Below are 23,771 nucleotides of genomic sequence, written 5' to 3' on the forward strand. Positions count from 1 at the left end.
CGAATGACGTTAGTCGTTTTTGGCGGTGGTATGCAACATATAGTTAACATCTACGCCCGGTGCGAGTTTGAATTTATCGGTCAGCGGATTGTAGTGCAGGCCGGTGATGTGTTGCTCTTTGAGCCACGTCTGGTCAACCCAGCTTAACAGCTCCGCAGGCTTGATGAATTTCTTCACGTCATGCGTCCCTTTCGGCACCATGCGCAGTACATACTCCGCGCCGACAACGGCCATCAGCCAGGCTTTACCGTTGCGGTTGATGGTCGAGAAGAAGACCTGTCCGCCCGGTTTCACCAGTTTTGCACAGGCGTGCACCACGGACTGCGGATCGGGAACGTGCTCCAGCATCTCCATGCAGGTTACCACATCGTACTGATGGGCATGTTTTACCGCGTGTTCTTCGACAGTTTCCTGCACGTATTCCACCTGGATGCCAGACTCCAGCGCATGAAGGCGGGCAACCTGCAGCGGTTCAAAGCCCATATCCAGGCCAGTAACATTTGCCCCTTCGCGCGCCATGCTCTCAGCCAGGATACCGCCGCCGCAGCCGACATCGAGCACTTTCTTACCGAACAGACCGCCGGAACGCTCCGCGATATAGCCCAGACGCAGCGGGTTAATGCGGTGCAGAGGTTTGAACTCACCTTCGAGATCCCACCAGCGGGACGCCACCGCTTCAAATTTGGCAATCTCTTCGTGGTCAACGTTGTGAGCCACCGGGGATTTTTCGGCATTCATGGGCGCTTTTACTCCTTATTTAGCAAGACAAAGGAGTATATCAGGCAATCCCTGTGAATAAAGCGTATAGGTTTACCTCAATCACCTCGGCTGTGTTATAATTTGCGACCTTTGAATCCGGGATACAGTAGAGGGATAGCGGTTAGATGAGCGACCTTGCGAGAGAAATTACACCGGTTAACATCGAGGAAGAGCTGAAGAGCTCCTATCTGGACTATGCGATGTCGGTCATTGTTGGCCGTGCGCTGCCGGATGTCCGCGATGGCCTGAAGCCGGTACACCGTCGCGTACTATACGCCATGAACGTATTGGGCAATGACTGGAATAAAGCCTATAAAAAATCTGCCCGTGTCGTGGGTGACGTCATCGGTAAATATCACCCGCATGGTGATACCGCCGTGTACGACACCATCGTCCGTATGGCGCAGCCATTCTCCTTGCGTTACATGCTGGTAGATGGTCAGGGTAACTTTGGTTCTGTTGACGGCGACTCCGCAGCGGCGATGCGTTATACGGAAATCCGTATGTCGAAAATCGCCCACGAGCTGATGGCCGACCTGGAAAAAGAGACCGTTGATTTCGTCGATAACTACGACGGCACCGAGCGCATCCCAGATGTGATGCCAACCAAGATCCCGAACCTGTTAGTGAACGGTTCGTCCGGTATCGCGGTCGGTATGGCAACCAACATTCCGCCGCACAACATTACCGAAGTGATCAACGGCTGCCTGGCCTATATCGACGATGAAGACATCAGCATTGAAGGGCTGATGGAACACATCCCGGGTCCGGATTTCCCGACGGCGGCGATCATCAACGGTCGTCGTGGTATTGAAGAAGCTTACCGCACCGGTCGCGGCAAGATTTACATCCGTGCCCGCGCCGAAGTGGAAGCGGACGCCAAAACTGGCCGCGAGACCATTATTGTTCACGAGATCCCGTATCAGGTGAACAAAGCGCGTCTGATTGAAAAAATCGCCGAGCTGGTAAAAGAAAAACGTGTTGAAGGTATCAGCGCGCTGCGTGACGAGTCTGATAAAGACGGTATGCGCATCGTGATTGAGATTAAACGCGACGCGGTGGGTGAGGTTGTGCTGAACAACCTGTATTCCCAGACTCAGCTTCAGGTTTCCTTCGGTATCAACATGGTTGCGCTGCACCATGGTCAGCCGAAGATCATGAACCTGAAAGAGATCCTGAGCGCGTTCGTGCGTCACCGCCGTGAAGTGGTGACCCGTCGTACTATCTTCGAACTGCGCAAAGCGCGTGACCGTGCACACATTCTCGAAGCACTGGCCGTCGCACTGGCTAACATCGATCCGATTATCGAACTGATTCGCCGTGCACCAACCCCTGCGGAAGCGAAAGCAGCGTTAGTGGCTCGGCCATGGGCGCTGGGTAACGTCTCTGCGATGCTCGAACGTGCGGGCGATGATGCTGCGCGTCCTGAGTGGCTGGAACCTGAATTTGGCGTGCGTGACGGTCAGTACTACCTGACTGAACAGCAGGCACAGGCGATTCTGGATCTGCGTCTGCAGAAACTGACCGGCCTTGAGCACGAAAAACTGCTCGACGAATACAAAGAACTGCTGGAACAGATTGCCGAGCTGCTGCATATCCTGGGTAGCGCAGATCGCCTGATGGAAGTGATCCGTGAAGAGCTGGAACTGGTCCGCGATCAGTTCGGCGATGAGCGTCGCACCGAAATCACCGCAAACAGCTCTGATATCAACATTGAAGACCTGATCAACCGCGAAGACGTGGTGGTTACCCTGTCTCACCAGGGCTATGTGAAGTATCAGCCGCTGACCGACTACGAAGCACAGCGTCGTGGCGGTAAAGGTAAATCGGCAGCACGTATTAAAGAAGAAGACTTTATTGACCGCCTGCTGGTGGCAAACACCCATGACACGATCCTCTGCTTCTCCAGCCGGGGTCGTCTGTACTGGATGAAAGTCTATCAGCTGCCGGAAGCGAGCCGTGGTGCGCGTGGTCGTCCAATCGTTAACCTGCTGCCGCTGGAAGCGAACGAACGTATCACCGCCATTCTGCCGGTACGCGAATACGAAGAAGGCGTGAACGTCTTTATGGCGACCGCCAGCGGTACCGTGAAGAAAACTGCACTGACTGAATTCAGCCGTCCACGTTCTGCGGGGATCATCGCGGTGAACCTGAATGAAGGCGATGAGCTGATTGGCGTTGACCTGACTTCCGGTTCTGATGAAGTCATGCTCTTCTCCGCTGCCGGTAAAGTGGTGCGCTTTAAAGAGAACGCCGTCCGTGCAATGGGCCGTACCGCTACGGGCGTTCGTGGTATCAAACTGGCAGGCGAAGACAGCGTCGTTTCTCTGATTATTCCGCGCGGTGAAGGGGCAATCCTGACCGTGACGCAGAATGGTTACGGTAAACGTACGGCGGAAGGGGAGTACCCAACCAAGTCTCGCGGCACGCAGGGCGTTATCTCTATCAAGGTTACCGAGCGCAACGGTTCCGTTGTTGGTGCGGTACAGGTGGACGATGCCGACCAGATCATGATGATCACAGATGCCGGTACGCTGGTGCGTACCCGCGTTTCTGAGATAAGCGTGGTGGGTCGTAACACCCAGGGCGTTATTCTCATCCGTACTGCGGAAGATGAAAACGTGGTGGGCCTGCAGCGTGTTGCTGAGCCAGTGGATGACGAAGAGCTCGACTCCATCGACGGTAGCGTCGCGGAAGGTGATGATGAAATCGCACCGGAAGCCGACACCGACGATGACGCAGCGGATGACGCTGACGAGTAATGTCTCCTGATACAAAAAAGGGCCGGATTCCGGCCCTTTTCTTTTGCAGAAGCAGATAAGTCAACGTTGCGACCTGGCGCGTTTACCGCTACCTTAACCACATTCTTTTGACCCCTACGGCGGAGCCTCGCCCCTTTGAAATACCTCGTCTCCTTTCGTACTACGCTGAAAGTTTCTCGCTATCTGTTTCGGGCGCTGGCGCTCTTGCTTTGGCTGCTGGTGGCATTGTTCTCCGTGTTTTACATCGTTAACGCGCTGCACCAGAAAGAAGCGGAGATCCGCCAGGAGTTTAATTTAAGCTCCGACCAGGCCCAGCGCTACATTCAGCGAACGTCAGACGTGATGAAGGAGCTGAAGTATATTGCTGAAAATCGCCTGACGGCGGAAAACGGTATCCTTGCGCTTCGCGGCCGTAATGACAAAACCGAAGTCCCGGATTTCCAGCCGCTGTTCCCGGACTCCGACTGCTCCACCATGAGCAATACCTGGCGCGGATCGCTGGAATCTCTTGCCTGGTTTATGCGCTACTGGCGCGACAATTTCTCCGCCGCCTATGACCTGAACCGCGTATTCCTGATTGGCAGTGAAAATCTCTGCATGGCTGACTTTGGGCTGCGCGATGTGCCCGTTGAGCGTGATGACGCGCTGAAAAGCCTGCATGAACGTATTGTGAAATATCGCAATGCACCGCAGGACGAGCGTGGGAATAACATCTTCTGGGTAAGCCAGGGTCCGCGCACGGGCGTGGGCTATTTCTACGCCCTGACGCCGGTCTATCTGGGCAATCGCCTGCAGGCACTGCTGGGGATTGAGCAGACCATCCGCATGGAAAACTTCTTCACCCCAGGCAGCCTGCCAATGGGGGTGACCATTCTTGATGAAAATGGCCATCAGCTGATCTCGCTTGCCGGGCCCGATAACCGTTTAAACGTCGAACCGCACTGGATGCAGGAGCGGTCGTGGTTTGGTTATACCTCGGGGTTCCGCGAACTGGTGCTGAAGAAGAGCCTGCCGCCTTCGTCGCTGAGTATTGTCTATTCGCTGCCGGTGGATATGGTGCTTGAGCGGATTCGCATTCTTATCATGAATGCCATTCTGCTGAACCTGATCGCGGGTGGGGCGCTATTCACCCTGGCGCGCATGTATGAGCGGAAAATCTTTATTCCTGCCGAAAGCGACGCCCAGCGGCTGGAGGAACACGAGCAGTTTAACCGCAAGATTGTCGCGTCGGCACCGGTGGGGATCTGTATTCTGCGTACCCAGGACGGGACAAATATCCTGAGTAACGAACTGGCGCATAACTACCTGAACATGCTGACGCATGAGGACCGGCAAAGGCTGACGCAAATTATCTGTGGTCAGCAGGTTAACTTTGTCGACGTGCTCACCAGCACCCACACCAACCTGCAGATTAGCTTTGTCCATTCCCGCTATCGCAATGAAAACGTGGCGATTTGCGTGCTGGTGGATGTCTCCGCACGCGTGAAGATGGAAGAGTCGTTGCAGGAGATGGCGCAGGCCGCGGAGCAGGCCAGTCAGTCGAAATCCATGTTCCTCGCGACCGTCAGCCACGAGCTGCGTACGCCGCTGTATGGGATTATCGGTAACCTCGATCTGCTACAGACGAAAGAATTGCCGAAAGGGGTCGACAGGCTGGTGACGGCGATGAACAACTCCTCCAGTCTGCTGCTGAAAATCATTAGCGATATTCTCGACTTCTCCAAAATTGAGTCTGAGCAGTTGAAAATCGAACCGCGGGAGTTCTCACCGCGCGAGGTGATGAACCATATCAGCGCCAACTATCTGCCGCTGGTTGTGCGTAAACAGCTGGGGCTGTACTGCTTTATTGAGCCGGATGTGCCGCTGACGCTGCACGGCGATCCGATGCGCCTGCAGCAGGTCATCTCTAACCTGCTCAGCAACGCCATTAAATTCACTGATATCGGCTGTATTGTGTTGCACGTTTGCCGGGTGGGGGATTACCTGAGCATTCGCGTGCGCGACACCGGGGTAGGTATCCCGGCGAAGGAGGTGGTTCGTCTGTTCGACCCGTTCTTCCAGGTCGGGACCGGCGTGCAGCGTAATTTCCAGGGTACCGGTCTGGGGCTGGCGATTTGTGAGAAGCTCATCAGCATGATGGACGGTGACATCTCGGTTGATACCGAGCCCGGCATGGGCAGCCAGTTCACCATCCGCATTCCGCTCTATTCAGCGCAGTATCCGGCTAAAGCGACGGTTGACGGGCTGAGTAATAAGCGCTGCTGGCTGGCGGTGCATAATGCTTCACTGAATGACTACCTGACGGCTCTGCTCACCCACAGCGGTGTGAGGGTGTGTCGCTATGAGGGCCAAACGCCGGACGTGGACGATGTGCTGATTGCCGACGAGATGCTGGAACAGCCGTGGCAGGGGAGAGGAACGGTGCGCTTCTGTCGTCGCCACATTGGCATTCCGGTTGAGCGTGAGCCGGGGGAATGGGTACACAGCGTTGCAACGCCGCATGAGCTGTTGAGCCTGCTGGCGCGCATCTACAAAGTGGAACTGGAAGAGAGCGACAGCGCGGGCGGATTGCCATCACCGGATTCTCTGGCGTCGGTGAATGACGATATGATGATTCTGGTGGTGGATGACCATCCGATTAACCGCCGCCTGCTGGCTGACCAGCTTGGATCGCTTGGCTACCAGTGCAAAACCGCTAATGACGGCGTGGATGCGCTGAATGTGCTGAGTAAAAATCATATTGATATTGTGCTTAGTGACGTCAACATGCCTAACATGGATGGTTACCGTCTGACGCAGCGCATCCGGCAGCTTGGCCTGACGCTACCGGTTGTGGGCGTAACGGCGAACGCGCTGGCGGAAGAGAAACAGCGTTGTCTGGAGTCAGGAATGGACAGCTGTCTGTCGAAACCGGTGACGCTGGACGTGCTGAAGCAGACATTGTCGATTTACGCAGACCGCGTGAGAAAAACCAGAATATAAAAAAAGGCCCGCAAGGGCCTTTTTTATTTGCCCGGCGGCGCTGCGCTTGCGCGGGCCTGCGGGTTCTGTAGGCCGGGTAAGCGCGAACGCCACCCGGCATTTACAGTGGGGATCAATCCTTATCCGTTGCGCTCAGCGTAACGGAGGAGAGATAGTTCAGCAGAGCAATATCGTTGTCCACGCCCAGTTTCATCATCGCTGACTTCTTCTGGCTGCTGATGGTTTTAATACTGCGGTTCAGCTTCTTGGCAATTTCGGTGACCAGGAAACCTTCTGCGAACAGGCGCAGAACTTCGCTCTCTTTCGGCGACAGGCGTTTGTCACCGTAGCCACCCGCGCTGATTTTCTCCAGCAGACGAGAGACGCTCTCAGGCGTGAACTTCTTGCCTTTCTGCAGCGCAGCAAGCGCTTTTGGCAGATCGGTCGGTGCGCCTTGTTTCAGCACAATCCCTTCGATATCCAGATCCAGTACGGCGCTCAGGATCGCCGGGTTGTTGTTCATGGTCAGAACAATGATCGAGATGTCCGGGAAGTGACGTTTAATGTACTTGATGAGCGTGATCCCATCACCGTACTTGTCCCCAGGCATGGAGAGATCGGTAATGAGCACATGTGCATCAAGTTTTGGGAGGTTATTGATCAGTGCTGTAGAGTCTTCAAATTCACCGACTACATTCACCCACTCGATCTGTTCAAGTGATTTGCGAATACCGAACAGTACAATCGGATGGTCATCGGCAATAATTACGTTCATATTGTTCATGTATAAGGCTACCTTGCTACAGCAAGCTTTTGACGTAGGCGTCAATGTCGCTGATGTATTTTTCAATGCCAGAGGCATCTTTCTCACGAATTAGATGTTCCAGCGTTTCACATAACTGCTTGCCGGGAACCAGATTAAGCATGGCAAACACCCCTTTAAGCCGGTGTGCTGTCTGTGCCAGCGCTGCAAAATCATTCGCAGCGGACTCAGTATACAACCGCTTAACATCATCTGGTACTGTATCAACAAAGAGTGAATAGTATCCGCTGGCGTGAAGCTCGGCGTTTTCATTGCCGCCTAACGGTGATTCCGCTATCTCTTCCTGCGCCAGTTGCTCTTCTATTAGTTGTAGTACAGCTTCCTGCATCGCATTGCTTATATTAAAGTTGACGCGCAGCTGGCCAGGGCCGATTTTCCGCACGCCTGACTCATCATCGCTTAAAAGCAAGCCGGAGGCAGTAAGATTAGACGGATTATCAGTTAAAAACAGATCATATTCTTGACTTGCAAGTCTTTCATCCGGCGTGATGCAGGCCGCACCCCAGTTTTCTAACTGACGAACGACAATATTGCGGATCTCATTCGAGGTCACATCAACCATCACCACGACATCATCCAGCAGACGTTCTTCATCTTCTTCCTGCGGATTGGCGGGCATTTTGACGTGCAGGGAATAACGGGTGCCGAGGGATTCACGGGCTTTGATATTCAGATGGCCGCCGAGCTTACGCGCCAGCTGATCGCACAGCCAGAACGTCAGGGCATTGGCCTTACCGTAGCGATCGCTTTGCGTGTCATTCAGGAACGGGAAGTGCAGATTATCAATTTCACTTGTCGTTACCCCTTCCCCGGTGTCCAGAATGCGGAACGTCAGGCGATCTTCTGCTGATTCGTCCGTACTGACTTCGAGGGTGATCTTACCGATCTGCGTGGTGGTCACGGCATACTGAATAATCATCAACAGAATGCGACGCAGCGCTTCACGATCGCCGTGGCGCTCGTCATTCGCGGACAAACGGTTATTGATCAACAGCTGCAGCCCTTTACGCTTAATCACGGGCAGGACTTCCGGAACCACTTCATCGATCAGATCCTGAATGGAGAAGAGGGTTGGCGTCCCCTTCCAGAAGTCATTCTCCAGCATGTTCGCCAGCTGGATCTCATCAACCATACGCACCAGCGAGTCAGCCTGGCAGGCAAGCTGGTGGCTTTCCGACGTGTTTAACGCCGCCGCCTGGGTCGCCAGCGTTTTTAACGGCTGCTTGAAGGCATCGCCAATATTTTGCATAAATGCGGCGCGCCCCTGCTGGTTTTTCTCATACAGCCTTTGCGCCTGTTTGAGCTTTTTATTCACCAGCACTTCGCGATCCTGATCGCGGATAATGAAAATTTGCGTGCGTGAGGCGACCTGGCTGCGGAACTGACGGATCTCGTACAGCTCATTGTTAATGGTGGCCTGAATGACCCCCTGGTGTTGATCCGCCATAGTAGTGATGTTCTGCAGGTTAAGATGCGGCAGCAGATGGTCAGCAATTTTGTTGCTCATCACCGTACGATTCGCTTCCTGGTCGTGAACTAACACCCCAAGCGGCAGCACGGAAACAATCTCTTCATTCAGCGCACGTAATACGCGCAGCTCATTGCTGGTTCCGGCCGGAACCGCAGAGGCGTCGCTCGGACGCCCCGTCTGGAAACGGAACGTGCTGTAGCCAAACAGAGCCAGCGCCAGCAGGCCGATATTCAACAACAGAGGCAGCAGGATATTTTGCAGGGTGTCGAGTAACAGCGTGCCAAACGGAACCTGCCACACCAGACGCATACCGGTCGAGTTGAGCGACGAGGCAATTTCGATTTTCGAGCCGTTAAAGGAGATCGATACGCTCTCTGCGGCCTCTTTGTCAGGTGCCGAACGCATATTCTGGGTGCTGCTGTCTGGTTCCAGACGGAAACTGTCGAGCGGCATGTCCGGCGGGATGAGATCATTAATCGGTAAATCAAAGGCCACGACCGTTGCCAGATGACCCGGCTGGTTAAAGGTGGTGCGCAGGGTAAAATAATGACCATTTTGCCAGGCCAGTCGGCGCAGTGATGAGAAGCTCTCACGCTCATCAAGGGCGTTCGCCTGCTGCAGCATCTCTGCCCGGCGGGAATCGACAATACTGCCCACGGTCGTCTCTTTAAAACCTGAAGAGAGATCTTTTAACGGCAACGTAGAGATCAGGATCATGCTGTTGTCCTGACCGTTCAGATAGTACATCGACCACGGTACCGTTTCTGCACCCCAGAGGGTATCCAGATAAGTCGAAATACGCTGCGTCATCTCAAGCGTCGCGCTGTCATGAGAGCCAAAGATGAGCGCCTCAGTCTTGCGTTGCGGTTTTTCGAGATAATAGACATCCTGCTTAAGCCGCGTCTCCTGAAGACCATCCCCGGATGATGATGCCGGGGCTGCCGCGATGTTGTCGTATATCTGCCAGGTGGCGTAGCGCCAGGTATCTATGCGCTTGTGCACGGCGTGGGTGATATCAACGACCTGGTAGCTCTTATCCTTCAGCCAGGCGTTAACCGCGCTCTGCACCATAACGCCCATTGTGACTAACAGCACAACGATCAAAAGAAGAAAGAAACGGGTAATGCTCCCGGGGAGGAGGGAAAATTTGCTCGGGGCGGTAGTTTCAGTCTGACTCATTGATATCTTTAACCCGTTATGGTCGTGCTCTGTGGCGATAGGGCAGTATAAAGGGTAATAACTGAATTTCCAGCGCCACGGTCCTGGAACAGGCGACTTTTTCAACCGACAATATCGGCGGCGAGGAGTGCGGTAAACGTGTACAAACTTGCCTTGTGCGTACAGATATAACGCGTTATCAGCTGATAAATAGCACGAATTAACAAGAAATTAAGTTTTGCATCAATTTCGTGATTTCGGCGGAAACCCGATTCGAATTTAGTTAATAGTCGTTACAATTACGGTGCGGTAGCACAAAAAAAGAAAGATTACGTAAAGAAAGGTAAAAAAAAACCGAATGCGATGCATTCGGTTGAATTAGGGATAAACAGACATTCAAAGCTGAATGACGGTAATAAATAAAGTTAATGATGATAGCGAGAGTTATTTTAGAGATTAGGGGCGATCTTGTTTTGTCATTCAGTGCTGTAACGTATTTTATTGTAACTCATTGATATTTTTGTGGTGATTTATCTGTTTGATTATAAGTGCTAAATTTCTAAGCTATTTGTGCTTTGTAAAAGTTCCTTGATATTTACATTTTGAAACATGTTCATGGACGAATGAAACATCTTCAAAGTTTTCGTATCATATTCGCATTGGATTATTCTGTAATTTTGCGGAGAATGAAATTGCCGACTGGTTAATGAGGGTTAACCAGTAAGCAGTGGCAATTATAAGGCATATAACAGAGGGTTAATAAAATGAAAGTTAAAGTACTGTCCCTCCTGGTACCAGCACTCCTGGTAGCAGGCGCAGCAAATGCGGCCGAAATTTATAACAAAGATGGCAACAAATTAGATCTGTACGGTAAAGTTGATGGTCTGCACTATTTCTCTGACGACAAGAGTGCCGACGGCGACCAGACCTACATGCGTCTTGGCTTCAAAGGCGAAACTCAGGTTAACGATCAGCTGACCGGTTACGGCCAGTGGGAATACCAGATCCAGGGCAACACCTCTGAAAGCGACAACCAGGCCTGGACGCGTGTGGCGTTCGCGGGTCTGAAATTCGCTGAAGCGGGCTCCTTCGATTACGGTCGTAACTACGGTGTGATCTACGACGTAACCTCCTGGACCGACGTTCTGCCAGAATTTGGCGGCGATACCTACGGCGCGGACAACTTCCTGCAGTCCCGTGCTAACGGCGTGGCGACCTACCGTAACCAGGACTTCTTTGGTCTGGTGGATGGCCTGAACTTTGCTCTGCAGTATCAGGGCAAAAACGGCAGCGTAAGCGGTGAAAACGAGACCGGTCGCAGCACTCTGAAACAGAACGGCGACGGCTACGGTGCGTCCCTGACCTATAACCTGGGCGAAGGCTTCAGCATCGGTGGTGCAATGTCTTCTTCTAAGCGTACTGCTGACCAGAACAACACCGCTAACCCGGCGCTGAAAGGTGAAGGCGACCACGCTGAAGTGTATACCGGTGGCCTGAAATATGACGCCAACAACATTTACCTGGCGGCGCAATACTCCCAGACCTACAACGCAACGCGTTTCGGCAACTCTCAGAGCAGCAGCGACATTTACGGTTTTGCTAACAAAGCGCAGAACTTCGAAGTGGTTGCTCAGTACCAGTTCGACTTTGGCCTGCGTCCATCCGTGGCTTACCTGCAGTCTAAAGGTAAGGACATCGAAGGTTACGGCGACCAGGATCTGCTGAAATATGTTGATGTGGGTGCGACTTACTACTTCAACAAAAACATGTCTACCTACGTGGATTACAAAATCAACCTGGTTGATGAAAATGAATTCACCCGTCAGGCGGGTATCGGTACCGACGATATCGTCGCGCTGGGCCTGGTTTACCAGTTCTAATCGCTTCACCGTATGACACAGGGGCCTGATGGCCCCTTTTTTGTGCTTTTTTTAGGATCTCACAATTCACCCGTTTTGGTGTACTCTTGCCGCCCTGGCATGAGGATAATAACGAATGGACATGACTTTTTTACGCGCCAGCTTTCTGGCAACCCTTTTTTTCCTGACCGCTTGTGACTCTTCCACGCCAGTGGCAACCACCGACGCACCCGCTGCGACGGTGCTTGAAGGCAAAACGATGGGCACCTTCTGGCGCGTCAGCGTGATGAATCTTGATAAGACACGCGCAGATGAACTTCGTGGAAAAATTCAGTCGCAGCTGGACGCTGACGATCAGCTGCTGTCGACATATAAAAATGACTCAGCGCTGATGCGCTTTAATCTTTCAAGCAGTACCTCCCTGTGGCCGGTGAGCGAGGCGATGGCCGATATCGTGACCGAGGCAATGCGTGTGGGCTACAAAACCAACGGGGCGATGGATGTGACCGTCGGCCCCCTTGTGAACCTCTGGGGATTTGGCCCCAACAAGCAGCCTGAAACCGCGCCCGATCAGGCGGCCATTGATGACGCCCGCGCCCGGACAGGGCTACAGCATCTGACGGTGATCAATCAGTACGGGCAACAGTACCTGCAAAAAGACATCCCCGATCTGTTTGTCGATCTGTCGACGGTCGGGGAAGGCTATGCGGCGGATCATCTGGCTGCACTGATGGCCCAGGAAGGGATTTCTCGCTATCTGGTCTCCGTGGGCGGCGCGTTAGTCAGCCGGGGCATGAATGCCAGCGGTAAACCGTGGCGCGTAGCGATTCAACAGCCGACCGATCGGCAAAATGCCGTGCAGGCGATGGTGGATATCAACGGACATGGCATTAGCACCTCCGGGAGCTACCGTAACTATTACGAGCTTGACGGGAAGCGTATTTCGCACGTTATTGACCCGCAGACCGGACGTCCAATTACGCATAACCTGGTGTCGGTGACGGTGATTGCCCCCACTGCGCTGGAAGCGGATGCCTGGGATACCGGGCTAATGGTACTCGGTCCGGAGAAAGCCAAAGAGGTGGTTCGTCAGGAAGGGTTGGCGGTTTATATGATCGTTAAAGAGGGTGACGGGTTCAAAACCTGGCATTCGCCGCAGTTCAACAGCTTCCTGGTGAGCGACAAAAATTAAAAAGCAAGGTTGCGGGTTTTTAATCAGTGGCACTCAGGCACGCTGTATATATGCTTATAAGAGGAGCCGACAATGAGAAACCCGACCTTAATGACCGATGAAGATCGCTGGCTGGCCGTGCTGGCCCGCGATCCGCGCGCTGACGCTCAGTTTGTCTTTGCCGTGCAGACGACGGGAATTTTCTGCCGCCCGTCATGCCGTGCCCGTCACGCGCTGCGTAAAAATGTCCGCTTTTATCCTGATGCCCACCATGCCATTCAGGCAGGGTTTCGTCCGTGCAAGCGTTGCATGCCGGACAAACGCGATCCGCAGGAACAAAAACTGGCAAAAGTGGAACACGCCTGCCGTCTTCTGGAGCAGGATGCCTCGTTAACTCTGGAGAAGCTGGCGCAGCAGGTTGCCATGAGTCCTTTCCATTTCCACCGTCTGTTTAAGTCCATAACCGGTATGACGCCAAAAGCCTGGCAGCAGGCGGCGCGAAGTCAGCGACTGCGCACCGCGCTTGCGCAGGGAGACAAAGTTACCGATGCCGTTCTGGCGGCCGGGTTTCCTGACAGCAGCAGCTATTATCGTAAAGCTAACGATGCGTTGGGCATGACGGCGAAGCAGTACCGTAAAGGGGACGCGGCTGTGCGTTATGCTATTGATGACTGTTCGTTAGGACGCTGTCTGGTTGCAGAGAGCGAGCGGGGGATCTGCGCGATCCTGCTGGGTGACAACGATGCAGAATTAGCCGAAGAGCTGGCGACGGTATTTCCAAAAGCAGAGCACGCGCCGCTGGACGATGCCTTCGCGCAGCGGATCCATCAGGTGATTGCCAGTATTGATAACCGCGCTGTACCGCTTGCGCTGCCGCTGGATATTCGCGGAACCGCATTCCAGCAGCGGGTATGGCAGGCCCTGCGTAATATTCCCTGCGGCGAAACGGCAAGTTACCAGCAGGTGGCGCAGGCGATTGGTCAACCCAATGCGGTGCGCGCCGTTGCCGGTGCCTGTGCCGCAAACACGCTGGCGATTGTGATCCCCTGTCATCGCGTTGTTCGTAATGACGGGGCGCTGTCAGGTTATCGCTGGGGGACGGAGCGGAAAGCGCTATTACTGAAACGTGAGGCAAAACGCCAGGAGGGATAATGCTCGATCTTTTTGCGGATGCTGAACCCTGGCAAGAGCCGCTTGCTCCGGGGGCGGTGATCCTGCGCCGCTTTGCACTCTCTCGTGCGGCGGCGCTGCTTGCCGGTATTGAAGAGGTGACGGCTGTTTCACCGTTTCGCCATATGGTGACGCCGGGCGGCTACACCATGTCGGTGGCCATGGCCAACTGCGGCGAATTAGGTTGGGCGACAAACGAACGGGGCTATCTGTATGCGCCGAACGATCCCACCACCAGCCAGCCGTGGCCCCCAATGCCTGCAGTTTTTCAGGCTCTTTGTCACGACGCCGCGGTTGCAGCGGATTATGCCGACTTCCGTCCGGATGCCTGCCTGATTAACCGCTACGCCGTTGGCGCGAAGCTCTCGCTGCATCAGGACAAGGATGAACCCGATTTACGTGCGCCTATCGTCTCGGTATCGTTAGGTCTGCCCGCTGTGTTCCAGTTTGGGGGATTACGTCGCAACGATCCGCTCAAGCGCATCATGCTGGAACATGGCGATGTGGTGGTGTGGGGCAGGGAGTCGCGGCTTTATTATCATGGTATTCAGCCGCTGAAACCCGGGGTCCATCCACTCACGGGCGAGTACCGTTATAACCTGACCTTCCGTCAGGCGGGGTACACTAAACTAAAATAAGAATTATTCTTGATGTCCACGCAGGGCAGTTTACACTGCTGGCTGATTTTTATTGTCCGGATTGCCTGCATGCAACTACTTCTCCTTGTCTGGCGTCAGTATCGCTGGCCATTCATCGCCGTAATGGCGTTAAGTCTCGCCAGCGCCGCGCTGGGTATTGGCCTGATCGCGTTTATTAACGTGCGTTTGATTGAAATGGTCGACACCTCACTCTCCGTATTGCCGGAGTTTCTTGGCCTTCTCCTGCTGTTGATGGCGGTAACGCTCGGCTCTCAGCTGGCGCTGACCGCGCTCGGCCACCATTTCGTTTTCCGTTTGCGCAGTGAGTTTATCAAGCGGATTCTGGACACCCAGGTAGAACGCGTTGAACAACTCGGCAGTGCTTCCCTGCTGGCGGGGCTGACCAGCGATGTGCGCGCCATTACCATCGCGTTCGTTCGTCTGCCGGAGCTGGTTCAGGGGATCATTCTGACCTTTGGCTCTGCGGCTTATCTCGCCTGGCTCTCCAGCAAAATGCTGGCGGTGACCGCGCTGTGGATTGCCATCACCATCTGGGGCGGTTTTGTGCTGGTGTCCCGCGTCTATAAACACATGGCGGTACTGCGCGAAACCGAAGATAAGCTCTATAACGATTACCAGACGGTACTGGAAGGGCGCAAAGAGCTGACCCTGAACCGCGAGCGGGCCGAGTATATCTTCAACAATCTCTATATCCCGGACGCACGCGAATACCGGCACCATATTATCCGTGCCGATACGTTCCACCTGAGCGCGGTGAACTGGTCAAATATCATGATGCTGGGTGCTATAGGCCTGGTATTCTGGATGGCGAACAGCCTGGGCTGGGCGGATACGAACGTAGCGGCAACCTACTCGCTGACGCTGCTGTTTTTGCGCACGCCGCTGCTCTCGGCCGTCGGAGCTTTGCCCACCCTGCTGAGTGCGCAGGTGGCGTTTAATAAGCTCAAAAAATTCGATCTCGCGCCGTTTAAAGCCGAGTTCCCGCGCCCTGAGACTTTCCCGAACTGGCAGACGCTGGAGCTGCGTAACGTCACGTTCCGCTATCAGGACAACGCTTTCGCCGTGGGGCCGATCAATCTGACGATTCACCGTGGCGAGCTGTTGTTCCTGATTGGCGGCAACGGCAGTGGAAAATCGACCCTGGCGATGTTGCTCACTGGGCTTTATCAGCCGCAGTCTGGCGAAATTTTGCTGGATGGCAAGGCGCTGAGCGCGGAGAAACCCGAGGATTACCGCAAGCTTTTCTCGGCGGTCTTCACCGACGTCTGGCTGTTCGATCGGCTGCTGGGGCCGGAAGGGCAACAGGCTAATCCTGCGCTGGTGGAGAAATGGCTGGCGCAGCTGCAGATGTCGCACAAGCTGGAGCTGCAGGACGGAAAGATCCTCAACCTGAAGCTCTCCAAAGGGCAGAAAAAACGCGTGGCGCTGCTGTTGGCGCTGGCGGAAGAGCGCGACATCATTCTGCTGGACGAGTGGGCGGCCGATCAGGATCCGCATTTCCGCCGCGAGTTTTATCAGGTGCTGCTGCCGCTGATGCAGGAGATGGGCAAAACCATTTTCGCCATCAGCCATGACGATCATTACTTTATTCATGCCGACCGTCTGCTGGAGATGCGCGACGGCAAGCTGAGCGAGCTGACCGGCGAAGAGCGCGATGCGGCGTCTCGCGATGCGGTAGCGCGCACGGCCTGAGAATTAGTGTGCCGGGTGGCGGCTTCGCCTTACCCGGCCTACGAATTTGTAGGCCCGTGCAAGCGTAGCGCCGCCGGGCGCAATGATATTGCACAATATGCCGCTTTTTTCTCCATCCCACCCCGTTGTTTATTCTTATTTACATATCCCCGCGCTATGCTTAATACCAACTTATTTCATGGATTTATGATTAATGTCGGTATTAAAGAAAAACAGCGCCAGGCAGCGTGACCAGGAACGTGCGCGACTTATCTGGCTTCTTACGACCGATAAAGCGGTTACCTCTTCATTATTAGGCAAACTCACCCTGGCTGAGCAATATGATGTCGGCACCTTAGCCGACGATATTGCTGAGGTAGGTGCGCTGGTTGCTCACTTACCGCCACCTGACCTGGCGGATACCCTTGAAGCGCTCCCCTCGGAAGAACGCCACGCCCTGTGGCGGCTGGTGCAGGATCACGAGCGCGGGCAGGTGCTGCTTGAGGCCTCCGAAAACGTCTGGGATGACCTTATCGACGAGATGAGCGACCGGGATATTCTCGACGCTCTGCAAACCCTGGATATCGACGAGCAGATTTACCTGGTTCAACACCTGCCGCGAAACCTGACCGGTCGCCTGCTGGCATCCCTGCCTGCCGATGAACGCGCGCGCGTGCGCCAGGTGATGCACTATGAGAAAAACAGCGTCGGCGCGATTATGGAGTTCGGCGTTATCACGGTGCGCCCGGACGTCACGCTCGGTACCGTGCAGCGCTACCTGCGTCGCCTGGGCAGGATGCCGGACAACACCGATAAACTGTTTGTCACCTCGCGGGATAAAACCCTGCTCGGCGAGCTGGAGCTGAAAACCATCCTGCTGAACAGCACCCAGCGGAAGGTGAGCGAGGTGATGGAAAACGAGCCGATGGTCTTCTCACCGGAAGACGATGCGGAAAAAGCGGCGCGTACCTTCGAACGTGACGACCTCGTAAGTGCGGCGGTCGTGGATTCCGTCGGCAAACTGATGGGGCGTCTGACCATCGATGAGATCGTTGATGTCGTCTATGAAGAAACCGATAACGACCTGCGTGCGCTTGGGGGGATCAGCGCCGAAGATGACGTCCATGCCTCCGTCGGCAAGGCCGTTAAAACGCGCTGGGCCTGGCTTGCCATTAATTTGTGTACCGCGTTTATCGCCTCCCGGGTGATTGACGGCTTTGAACATACCATTTCGCAGCTGGTGGCTTTAGCCTCGCTGATGCCGATTGTGGCCGGAATTGGCGGTAACACCGGAAACCAGACCATCACCATGATCGTTCGCGCGCTGGCGCTGGAAAATATTCAGCCCGGCAACTTCGCCTTTCTGATCTTCAGAGAGATGGGCGTGGCGTTGATTAACGGCCTGGTGTGGGGCGGCATTATGGGCGGCATCACCTGGTGGCTGTATGACGATATGGCATTAGGCGGGGTAATGATGCTGGCGATGGTGCTGAATTTGCTGGTGGCATCAATGATGGGGGTTATTATCCCGTTAGTGATGACCAAACTGGGGCGCGACCCCGCGGTGGGGTCGAGCGTGATGATTACCGCCATCACCGATACCGGCGGCTTCTTTATTTTTCTTGGGCTGGCGACGATTTTTCTTCTTTAACCCGACGCTTAGCGCGGGCGGGAAGCAGCGCCATGACGATGATCCCGCCCAGCACGCCAATCGCCAGGTTGCCGGTTGATACCGTTGCGGCAACGGTGACCAGCAACACCACCGTTTCCGCAATCGGGGCATTTTTTACCGTGGCTGGCTGAAGGCTATGCCAGCTGAACGTTTTAATGGCGACAATCGCCATGATCCCGGCCAGCACGGCCATCGGTATTTTAGCCATCACTTCACTGAGCGCCGTCACCAGGATCAGCAGCACAATGCCCGCCGCAATGGTTGAAATGCGGCTTCGTCCTTTCCCCATCTCGACGTTAACGATGGTTTGTCCGATCATCGCGCAGCCCGCAATACCGCCATAAAAACCAGACAGAATATTACCCACGCCCAGCCCGATGCTCTCACGCCGCTTGCTCGACGGCGTTGCGGTCAGCTCATCCACCAGCTTTGCCGTGAGCAGGGATTCCAGCAGGCCGACAAACGCGATACTCAGCGCGCACGGCCAGATGATGCTCAGCGTCTGTAAATTAAGCGGAACCAACAGTTCAGTAAGCCCCGGCAAACCGCCGCTTATCGCGCCTTCATCACCCACGGTCGGCAGGATTTGACCGGTGGTCACGGTATACAGCGTCAACAAGACAATGGCAATCAGCGGCGAGGGGACACTTTTGATGTAGCGCGGTACCCAGAGCACAATCAGCACCGTCAGCACGAACAGACCTACAATCAGCGGGCTTCGGCTCCAGAAGTGGGGAACCTGGGCGAAGAAAATCAATATACCGAGCGCGTTAACAAACCCGGTCATTACGGCCTGAGGGATAAAGCGCATCAGACGCGCCATGCCCGATACCCCAAACAGGATCTGAATCACGCCAGCCATCAGCACCGCCGGCAGAATGTACTGCACACCGTGCTGATGCACCATCGGGCCAATGACCAGCGCGACGGAACCGGCCGCTGCCGTGACCATCGCCGGACGACCGCCCAGCACGGACAGGGCGAGACACAGCACCACGGAGGCAAACAGGCTGACCTTCGGGTCAACCCCCGCGACCACGGAAAATGAAATAACTTCGGGGATCAGCGCCAGAGCGGTAATCACGCCCGCCAGCGTTTCACGCATCAGAAGTTTGGGTGAGCTGAGGACCGTGGTGACGCGGCCTTCGTTGGGCAAAGCAGGTTGGGGTAAGGACATAACAATTCGCTGGTTAGGGCAGGCTTCCGTGCGCGCGATCACAAAGTGCAGGATAGTAGCCAGAAAATGCCCCTATTGCCAGCCGCCAGCATAATCCCCTACAAACAATCCATCATTAAATTTCACAATTACAATAATTTCGTAACCTTTAAACAATATTTAAAAGTTGTTACCGTGCCCCCGCAGCTTTTTTCACCTGCAATTTCCACGCATCAAGCACTTTTACACTAAGGCATAAATTATGAAAAAAATGACTGCCATGCTCTTTTCTCTGGCCGTGGGGCTTAACACCGTCTCTATGGCGGCGAAAGCTGACGCACCAAAAGAGCAGGAAACGGACGTCCTTTTAATTGGTGGCGGTATCATGAGCGCCACGCTGGGAACCTATCTGCAAGAACTGCAGCCGGACTGGTCAATGACCATGGTCGAGCGCCTCGATGGCGTGGCGCAGGAGAGTTCGAACGGCTGGAATAACGCCGGTACCGGACATTCGGCACTCATGGAACTGAACTATACGCCGCAGAAAAAGGACGGTTCCATTAGTATCGAGAAGGCGGTAGAGATCAACGAAGCCTTCCAGATTTCTCGCCAGTTCTGGTCTCACCAGGTCAACAGCGGCGTGCTGCACGATCCGCACTCCTTCATCAATACCGTACCGCACATGAGCTTTGTGTGGGGCGAACAGAACGTTAACTTCCTGCGCGCGCGCTACGCGGCTCTGCAGCAGAGCACGCTGTTCCGCGGTATGAAATATTCAGAAGACCACGCGCAGATTAAAGAGTGGGCTCCGCTGGTCATGGAAGGTCGTGACCCGAATCAGAAAGTCGCGGCGACCCGCACCGAAATTGGTACCGACGTCAACTACGGTGAAATTACCCGCCAGCTGGTAACGTCTCTGAAGAAGAAAGAGAACTTCAACCTGCAGCTCAGCACCGAAGTGCGCGGTTTCAAGCGCAACGCGGATAACAGCTGGAGCGTGACCGTTGCCGATCTGAAAAACAATGAAGCCGAACACGTCATTAAGGCGAAGTTTGTGTTTATTGGGGCAGGTGGCGCGGCGCTGAAGCTGCTGCAGGAGTCCGGTATTCCGGAAGCTGACGACTATGCGGGCTTCCCGGTTGGCGGTCAGTTCCTGGTGTCCGATAACCCGGAGGTGGTTAATCGTCATCTGGCAAAAGTGTACGGTCAGGCTTCTGTTGGTGCGCCACCAATGTCCGTTCCGCATATCGATACCCGTATGCTTGACGGCAAACGCGTGGTGCTGTTTGGACCGTTCGCGACCTTCTCCACCAAGTTCCTGAAAAATGGCTCCTTGTGGGATCTGCTGAGCGCCACGACCACCTCTAACGTCAAGCCGATGATGGACGTGGGTCTGGATAACTTCGACCTGGTGAAATACCTGATTAGCCAGGTGATGCTCTCTGACGACGACCGTTTCGAGGCGCTGAAAGAGTACTATCCGCAGGCGAAGAAAGAAGACTGGCGTTTGTGGCAGGCGGGTCAGCGCGTACAGATCATCAAGCGCGATCCGAAAGAAGGCGGCGTGCTGCGTCTGGGTACCGAAGTGGTAAGCGATAAGGATGGCACCATCGCCGCGCTGCTGGGGGCATCACCGGGTGCGTCTACTGCTGCGCCAATCATGCTGCACCTGATGGAAAAAGTGTTTAAAGATAAAGTCTCCAGCCCGGAATGGCAGGCGAAGCTGAAAACCATTATTCCATCCTACGGCACGAAGCTGAACGGTAACGTGGATGCGACGGAGCAGGAGCTGGAATACACCAGCCGCGTACTGCAGCTGCAATATGTTAAGCCGCAGGCTGCGGATGCTGCGCCAAAAGCGGAGCTGAAGCCTCAGCCGGAAAACAAACCAGTTGCGGATATCGCGCTGTAAGGTAAAAAAGCCGGGTGGCGCTGACGCTTACCCGGCCTACGTTCGGTGTTGTTTTGTAGGTCGGGTAAGGCAAAGCCGTCACCCGACTTATTCTTAACGTATTACCGCTTGTCCGACATTCTCATCTGCCTTCCACACGCGATACTTCACTTCCACGTTTTCAGGCGTATATACCACGATCGGCAACTTGCTGTTGTAGCGCAGCAGACTGTTGTCGCCCAGATACGCTGTCACAAATTTCTTCTCTTTCTTGCCGTCCGGGCAGGCCATCATGGTGGAGACAGGAGAGGTGACTTTATCAAAGACGTAATAGTCGTAACCCCAGCCTTCCAGCGTTTTGCTTTCAAGTTGACCGCCCAGACGATGCTGGTTGCAGTCCACTTCCAGCGTCTTGCCAATTAACAGTTCCACTTTGAAGTTCGCTTCATCCTGCTGAACCGGCAGCTGAATCACCTGACGCTTCATACCCTTGTCCGCTTTCGGATACGGGGCAACTTTTTCCAGCGGCTGCTCTTTTTGGGTTTCGCTGGCGAAAGCGCTGGTGCTGACGCACGCGGCGGCGATGAGGGCGATGGCAAATTTAGGTGCGTTTTTCATTGTCATTCCTTTATGTCAAAACGATCCTGCGCAGGTTAACATAACAACCATGAATGATTGGTGTTATTTACTTACATTTTCACTATGTATAGCGTTATGCACTTTTAAATCTCTTGTTTAGTGGTTGTTTATGCTGGTGTGGAGTCAGGTGCCAGTTCGTGTTATTTTAGACTGTATATAATGTTATTCATCTGTAAAAGGGAAGAGAGATGGTTCGTGCAAAACTGAAAACACCTGAAGGCCGCAAATTCCTCCTGGCGCTGCTGGTCGTGTTTATGATTGCTGCCGCGTGCGTGGGGCGGGCAACCATTGTTGGCGTGATCGAACAGTACAATATTCCCCTCTCTGCCTGGACAACCAGCATGTATGTCCTGCAGTCGGCAATGATCTTTGTCTACAGCCTGGTGTTCACCGTTCTGCTGGCCATCCCGCTGGGCATTTTCTTCCTGGGCGGTCGCGAGAAGCACTAAGCATTCACCTCCGAAAATGAAGCCAGCCTGCGGGCTGGCTTTTTTTATATCAGATGATTTTTATTCGCATTTCCAGGATATTCTGTTTCGAACAAGATTGTTCGACATAAAGCAGGAGATGCGCAATGTTATCCCGGTTTGCAACGCTCAGCCGGATCCCGAAAGGAGTCTGGGTTGTGGGTGGCGTCAGTATGTTGATGGATATCTCCTCGGAGATCATTCACAGCCTGCTGCCACTATTTATGGTGACGACGCTCGGAGCCAGCGTGCTCTTCATTGGTTTGATTGAAGGTCTGGCTGAGGCCACTGCGCTGTTTATCAAAGTGTTTTCCGGCGCAATCAGTGACTATCTGGGCAAACGTAAAGGGCTGGCGGTTCTGGGCTACGGTCTTGGCGCGTTGAGTAAACCGTTGTTTGCTATTGCCTCTTCCTCGGGCATGATTCTGGGGGCACGCTTAATCGACCGGGTAGGGAAGGGGATCCGTGGTGCACCGCGCGATGCGCTGGTCGCTGACGTTACGCCCCCCGAGTTGCGCGGTGCAGCGTTCGGTCTACGTCAGTCTATGGACACCGTCGGCGCATTTCTCGGCCCGCTACTGGCCGTTGGCCTGATGCTGCTGTGGAACGATGATTTTCGTACTATTTTCTGGATTGCGGTCATCCCGGGCGTGCTCGCCGTTGCATTGCTTTTCTTCGGTCTGCATGAGCCGAAAAACCCTGTTGAACATAAGCGCACAAATCCCATAAAAAAAGAGAACCTTAGGCGTCTGGGTAAAGGCTGCTGGTGGGTGATTGGCCTGGGGGCCGTTTTTACTCTTGCGCGCTTCAGTGAGGCATTTCTTGTCCTCCGCGCCCAGCAGTCGGGCGTACCGCTGGCGTTGATCCCGCTGGTGATGGTGGCGATGAATCTGCTCTACTTCCTCTCTGCCTATCCGTTTGGCAAGTTATCTGACGTTATGAGCCACACTCGTCTGTTGCAGTGGGGGCTGGTGGTGCTGATAGGTGCGGACATTGTGCTGGCGCTGAGCACCCACTGGGCGGGTATTATTTTAGGCGTTGCTCTGTGGGGCGTGCATATGGGGATGACGCAGGGATTGCTGGCGGCAATGATCGCTAAAACCGCGCCAGCGGATTTGCGCGGCACGGCTTTCGGTATTTTTAGCCTGGTCAGCGGCGTAGGATTATTAATAGCCAGCGTGGGAGCAGGAGCGATATGGGAAGCGTTTGGCGCGGAATATACGTTTTATACTGGCGCGGTGATTTGTCTGGTTACGCTGGTTTATCTGCACAAAATGCCTGATGAGGCGCAATAAAAAAACCAGCCATAAAAGGCTGGTTTTCAAAGTGTTTTTGGTCGGCACGAGAGGATTTGAACCTCCGACCCCCGACACCCCATGACGGTGCGCTACCAGGCTGCGCTACGTGCCGACGCATAGAAAGAATACTACTCGATTCCGTTTTGAATGCAAGGGAATCTGTCGCTAACTGGTTTATAATTAA

General features: G+C 54.3%; 16 protein-coding genes and 1 tRNA gene. 11 read left to right on the top strand and 6 right to left on the bottom strand.

Going from position 1 to position 23,771, the window contains the following annotated elements; translation table 11 throughout:
* Nucleotides 1–9: 9 nt before the first annotated feature.
* Nucleotides 10–738, bottom strand: a complete 729-nt coding sequence (ubiG, locus tag PYW49_RS14180) for a bifunctional 2-polyprenyl-6-hydroxyphenol methylase/3-demethylubiquinol 3-O-methyltransferase UbiG (RefSeq protein WP_320386756.1) — start codon at nt 736–738, stop codon at nt 10–12.
* Between the two features lie 146 nt (nt 739–884).
* Here ubiG and gyrA point away from each other — a divergent pair, with 146 nt between their 5' ends.
* Together gyrA and rcsC are read left to right on the top strand one after the other, a co-directional pair.
* On the top strand, nt 885–3,521 hold the full coding sequence (gyrA, locus tag PYW49_RS14185; protein ID WP_134347799.1) for a DNA topoisomerase (ATP-hydrolyzing) subunit A: 2,637 nt from the start codon (nt 885–887) through the stop codon (nt 3,519–3,521).
* 135 nt (nt 3,522–3,656) lie between these two features.
* Nucleotides 3,657–6,503, top strand: coding sequence for a two-component system sensor histidine kinase RcsC (rcsC, locus tag PYW49_RS14190; protein ID WP_320386758.1), 2,847 nt, complete (start codon nt 3,657–3,659; stop codon nt 6,501–6,503).
* Between the two features lie 112 nt (nt 6,504–6,615).
* Here the strand turns inward: rcsC and rcsB are convergent, their stop codons facing one another.
* Nucleotides 6,616–7,266: a response regulator transcription factor RcsB gene (rcsB, locus tag PYW49_RS14195; protein WP_003859405.1), complete on the bottom strand. Its 651-nt coding sequence runs from the start codon at nt 7,264–7,266 to the stop codon at nt 6,616–6,618.
* A 16-nt stretch (nt 7,267–7,282) separates the two neighbouring features.
* Entirely contained in the window at nt 7,283–9,955 is a 2,673-nt protein-coding gene (gene rcsD / locus PYW49_RS14200; protein WP_134347801.1) for a phosphotransferase RcsD, read from the bottom strand.
* A 743-nt stretch (nt 9,956–10,698) separates the two neighbouring features.
* On the opposite strand from rcsD, the gene PYW49_RS14205 reads away from it, so the two are divergent.
* The 6 genes from PYW49_RS14205 (at nt 10,699) to mgtE (ending at nt 18,115) form a co-directional block, all read left to right on the top strand.
* Nucleotides 10,699–11,814, top strand: a complete 1,116-nt coding sequence (locus tag PYW49_RS14205; RefSeq protein WP_047346595.1) for a porin OmpC — start codon at nt 10,699–10,701, stop codon at nt 11,812–11,814.
* A 115-nt stretch (nt 11,815–11,929) separates the two neighbouring features.
* Entirely contained in the window at nt 11,930–12,985 is a 1,056-nt protein-coding gene (apbE, locus tag PYW49_RS14210; protein WP_320386760.1) for an FAD:protein FMN transferase ApbE, read from the top strand.
* A 72-nt stretch (nt 12,986–13,057) separates the two neighbouring features.
* Nucleotides 13,058–14,116, top strand: coding sequence for a bifunctional DNA-binding transcriptional regulator/O6-methylguanine-DNA methyltransferase Ada (ada, locus tag PYW49_RS14215; RefSeq protein WP_320386761.1), 1,059 nt, complete (start codon nt 13,058–13,060; stop codon nt 14,114–14,116).
* Complete coding sequence (gene alkB, locus PYW49_RS14220; protein ID WP_320386763.1) at nt 14,116–14,772, top strand: DNA oxidative demethylase AlkB; 657 nt, start codon at nt 14,116–14,118, stop codon at nt 14,770–14,772. Before ada ends, alkB begins: the two co-directional genes overlap by 1 nt.
* A 69-nt stretch (nt 14,773–14,841) precedes the next feature.
* The gene (locus PYW49_RS14225; RefSeq protein ID WP_320386764.1) at nt 14,842–16,485 is read left to right on the top strand and encodes a multidrug ABC transporter permease/ATP-binding protein; all 1,644 of its coding nucleotides are present in this window, start codon (nt 14,842–14,844) and stop codon (nt 16,483–16,485) included.
* 193 nt (nt 16,486–16,678) lie between these two features.
* Nucleotides 16,679–18,115: a magnesium transporter gene (mgtE, locus tag PYW49_RS14230; protein ID WP_320386766.1), complete on the top strand. Its 1,437-nt coding sequence runs from the start codon at nt 16,679–16,681 to the stop codon at nt 18,113–18,115.
* On the opposite strand, the gene PYW49_RS14235 is transcribed toward mgtE, so the two are convergent.
* Nucleotides 18,078–19,367 (bottom strand): SulP family inorganic anion transporter, encoded by a 1,290-nt coding sequence (locus tag PYW49_RS14235; protein ID WP_320386868.1) that lies wholly within the window; start codon nt 19,365–19,367, stop codon nt 18,078–18,080. The genes mgtE and PYW49_RS14235 overlap by 38 nt on opposite strands.
* Before the next feature lie 187 nt (nt 19,368–19,554).
* On the opposite strand from PYW49_RS14235, the gene mqo reads away from it, so the two are divergent.
* A complete protein-coding gene (mqo, locus tag PYW49_RS14240; protein ID WP_063957870.1) occupies nt 19,555–21,204 on the top strand; it encodes a malate dehydrogenase (quinone) in 1,650 nt (549 codons plus the stop codon).
* Between the two features lie 93 nt (nt 21,205–21,297).
* On the opposite strand, the gene eco is transcribed toward mqo, so the two are convergent.
* Nucleotides 21,298–21,801: a serine protease inhibitor ecotin gene (eco, locus tag PYW49_RS14245; RefSeq protein ID WP_320386769.1), complete on the bottom strand. Its 504-nt coding sequence runs from the start codon at nt 21,799–21,801 to the stop codon at nt 21,298–21,300.
* A 209-nt stretch (nt 21,802–22,010) separates the two neighbouring features.
* Between eco and PYW49_RS14250 the strand changes: the two genes are divergently transcribed.
* Both PYW49_RS14250 and PYW49_RS14255 read left to right on the top strand, forming a co-directional pair.
* Complete coding sequence (locus PYW49_RS14250; RefSeq protein WP_008500962.1) at nt 22,011–22,271, top strand: DUF2534 family protein; 261 nt, start codon at nt 22,011–22,013, stop codon at nt 22,269–22,271.
* A gap of 125 nt (nt 22,272–22,396) precedes the next feature.
* On the top strand, nt 22,397–23,584 hold the full coding sequence (locus tag PYW49_RS14255) for an MFS transporter (protein WP_320386770.1): 1,188 nt from the start codon (nt 22,397–22,399) through the stop codon (nt 23,582–23,584).
* 38 nt (nt 23,585–23,622) lie between these two features.
* On the opposite strand, the gene PYW49_RS14260 is transcribed toward PYW49_RS14255, so the two are convergent.
* Nucleotides 23,623–23,699 (bottom strand) — tRNA-Pro (locus tag PYW49_RS14260).
* Nucleotides 23,700–23,771: the final 72 nt, after the last annotated feature.

Origin of the sequence: Enterobacter chinensis, from assembly GCF_034008295.1 — a bacterium.
Classification (GTDB): domain Bacteria; phylum Pseudomonadota; class Gammaproteobacteria; order Enterobacterales; family Enterobacteriaceae; genus Enterobacter; species Enterobacter chinensis.

Bases quoted from the DNA above. Each gene is read 5' to 3' on its own strand.
- ubiG (WP_320386756.1), bottom strand. From the start codon at position 738: ATGAATGCCGAAAAATCCCCGGTGGCTCACAACGTTGACCACGAAGAG.
- gyrA (WP_134347799.1), top strand. From the start codon at position 885: ATGAGCGACCTTGCGAGAGAAATTACACCGGTTAACATCGAGGAAGAG.
- rcsB (WP_003859405.1), bottom strand. From the start codon at position 7,266: ATGAACAATATGAACGTAATTATTGCCGATGACCATCCGATTGTACTG.
- rcsD (WP_134347801.1), bottom strand. From the start codon at position 9,955: ATGAGTCAGACTGAAACTACCGCCCCGAGCAAATTTTCCCTCCTCCCC.
- PYW49_RS14205 (WP_047346595.1), top strand. From the start codon at position 10,699: ATGAAAGTTAAAGTACTGTCCCTCCTGGTACCAGCACTCCTGGTAGCA.
- apbE (WP_320386760.1), top strand. From the start codon at position 11,930: ATGGACATGACTTTTTTACGCGCCAGCTTTCTGGCAACCCTTTTTTTC.
- ada (WP_320386761.1), top strand. From the start codon at position 13,058: ATGAGAAACCCGACCTTAATGACCGATGAAGATCGCTGGCTGGCCGTG.
- alkB (WP_320386763.1), top strand. From the start codon at position 14,116: ATGCTCGATCTTTTTGCGGATGCTGAACCCTGGCAAGAGCCGCTTGCT.
- PYW49_RS14225 (WP_320386764.1), top strand. From the start codon at position 14,842: ATGCAACTACTTCTCCTTGTCTGGCGTCAGTATCGCTGGCCATTCATC.
- mgtE (WP_320386766.1), top strand. From the start codon at position 16,679: ATGTCGGTATTAAAGAAAAACAGCGCCAGGCAGCGTGACCAGGAACGT.
- mqo (WP_063957870.1), top strand. From the start codon at position 19,555: ATGAAAAAAATGACTGCCATGCTCTTTTCTCTGGCCGTGGGGCTTAAC.
- eco (WP_320386769.1), bottom strand. From the start codon at position 21,801: ATGAAAAACGCACCTAAATTTGCCATCGCCCTCATCGCCGCCGCGTGC.
- PYW49_RS14250 (WP_008500962.1), top strand. From the start codon at position 22,011: ATGGTTCGTGCAAAACTGAAAACACCTGAAGGCCGCAAATTCCTCCTG.
- PYW49_RS14255 (WP_320386770.1), top strand. From the start codon at position 22,397: ATGTTATCCCGGTTTGCAACGCTCAGCCGGATCCCGAAAGGAGTCTGG.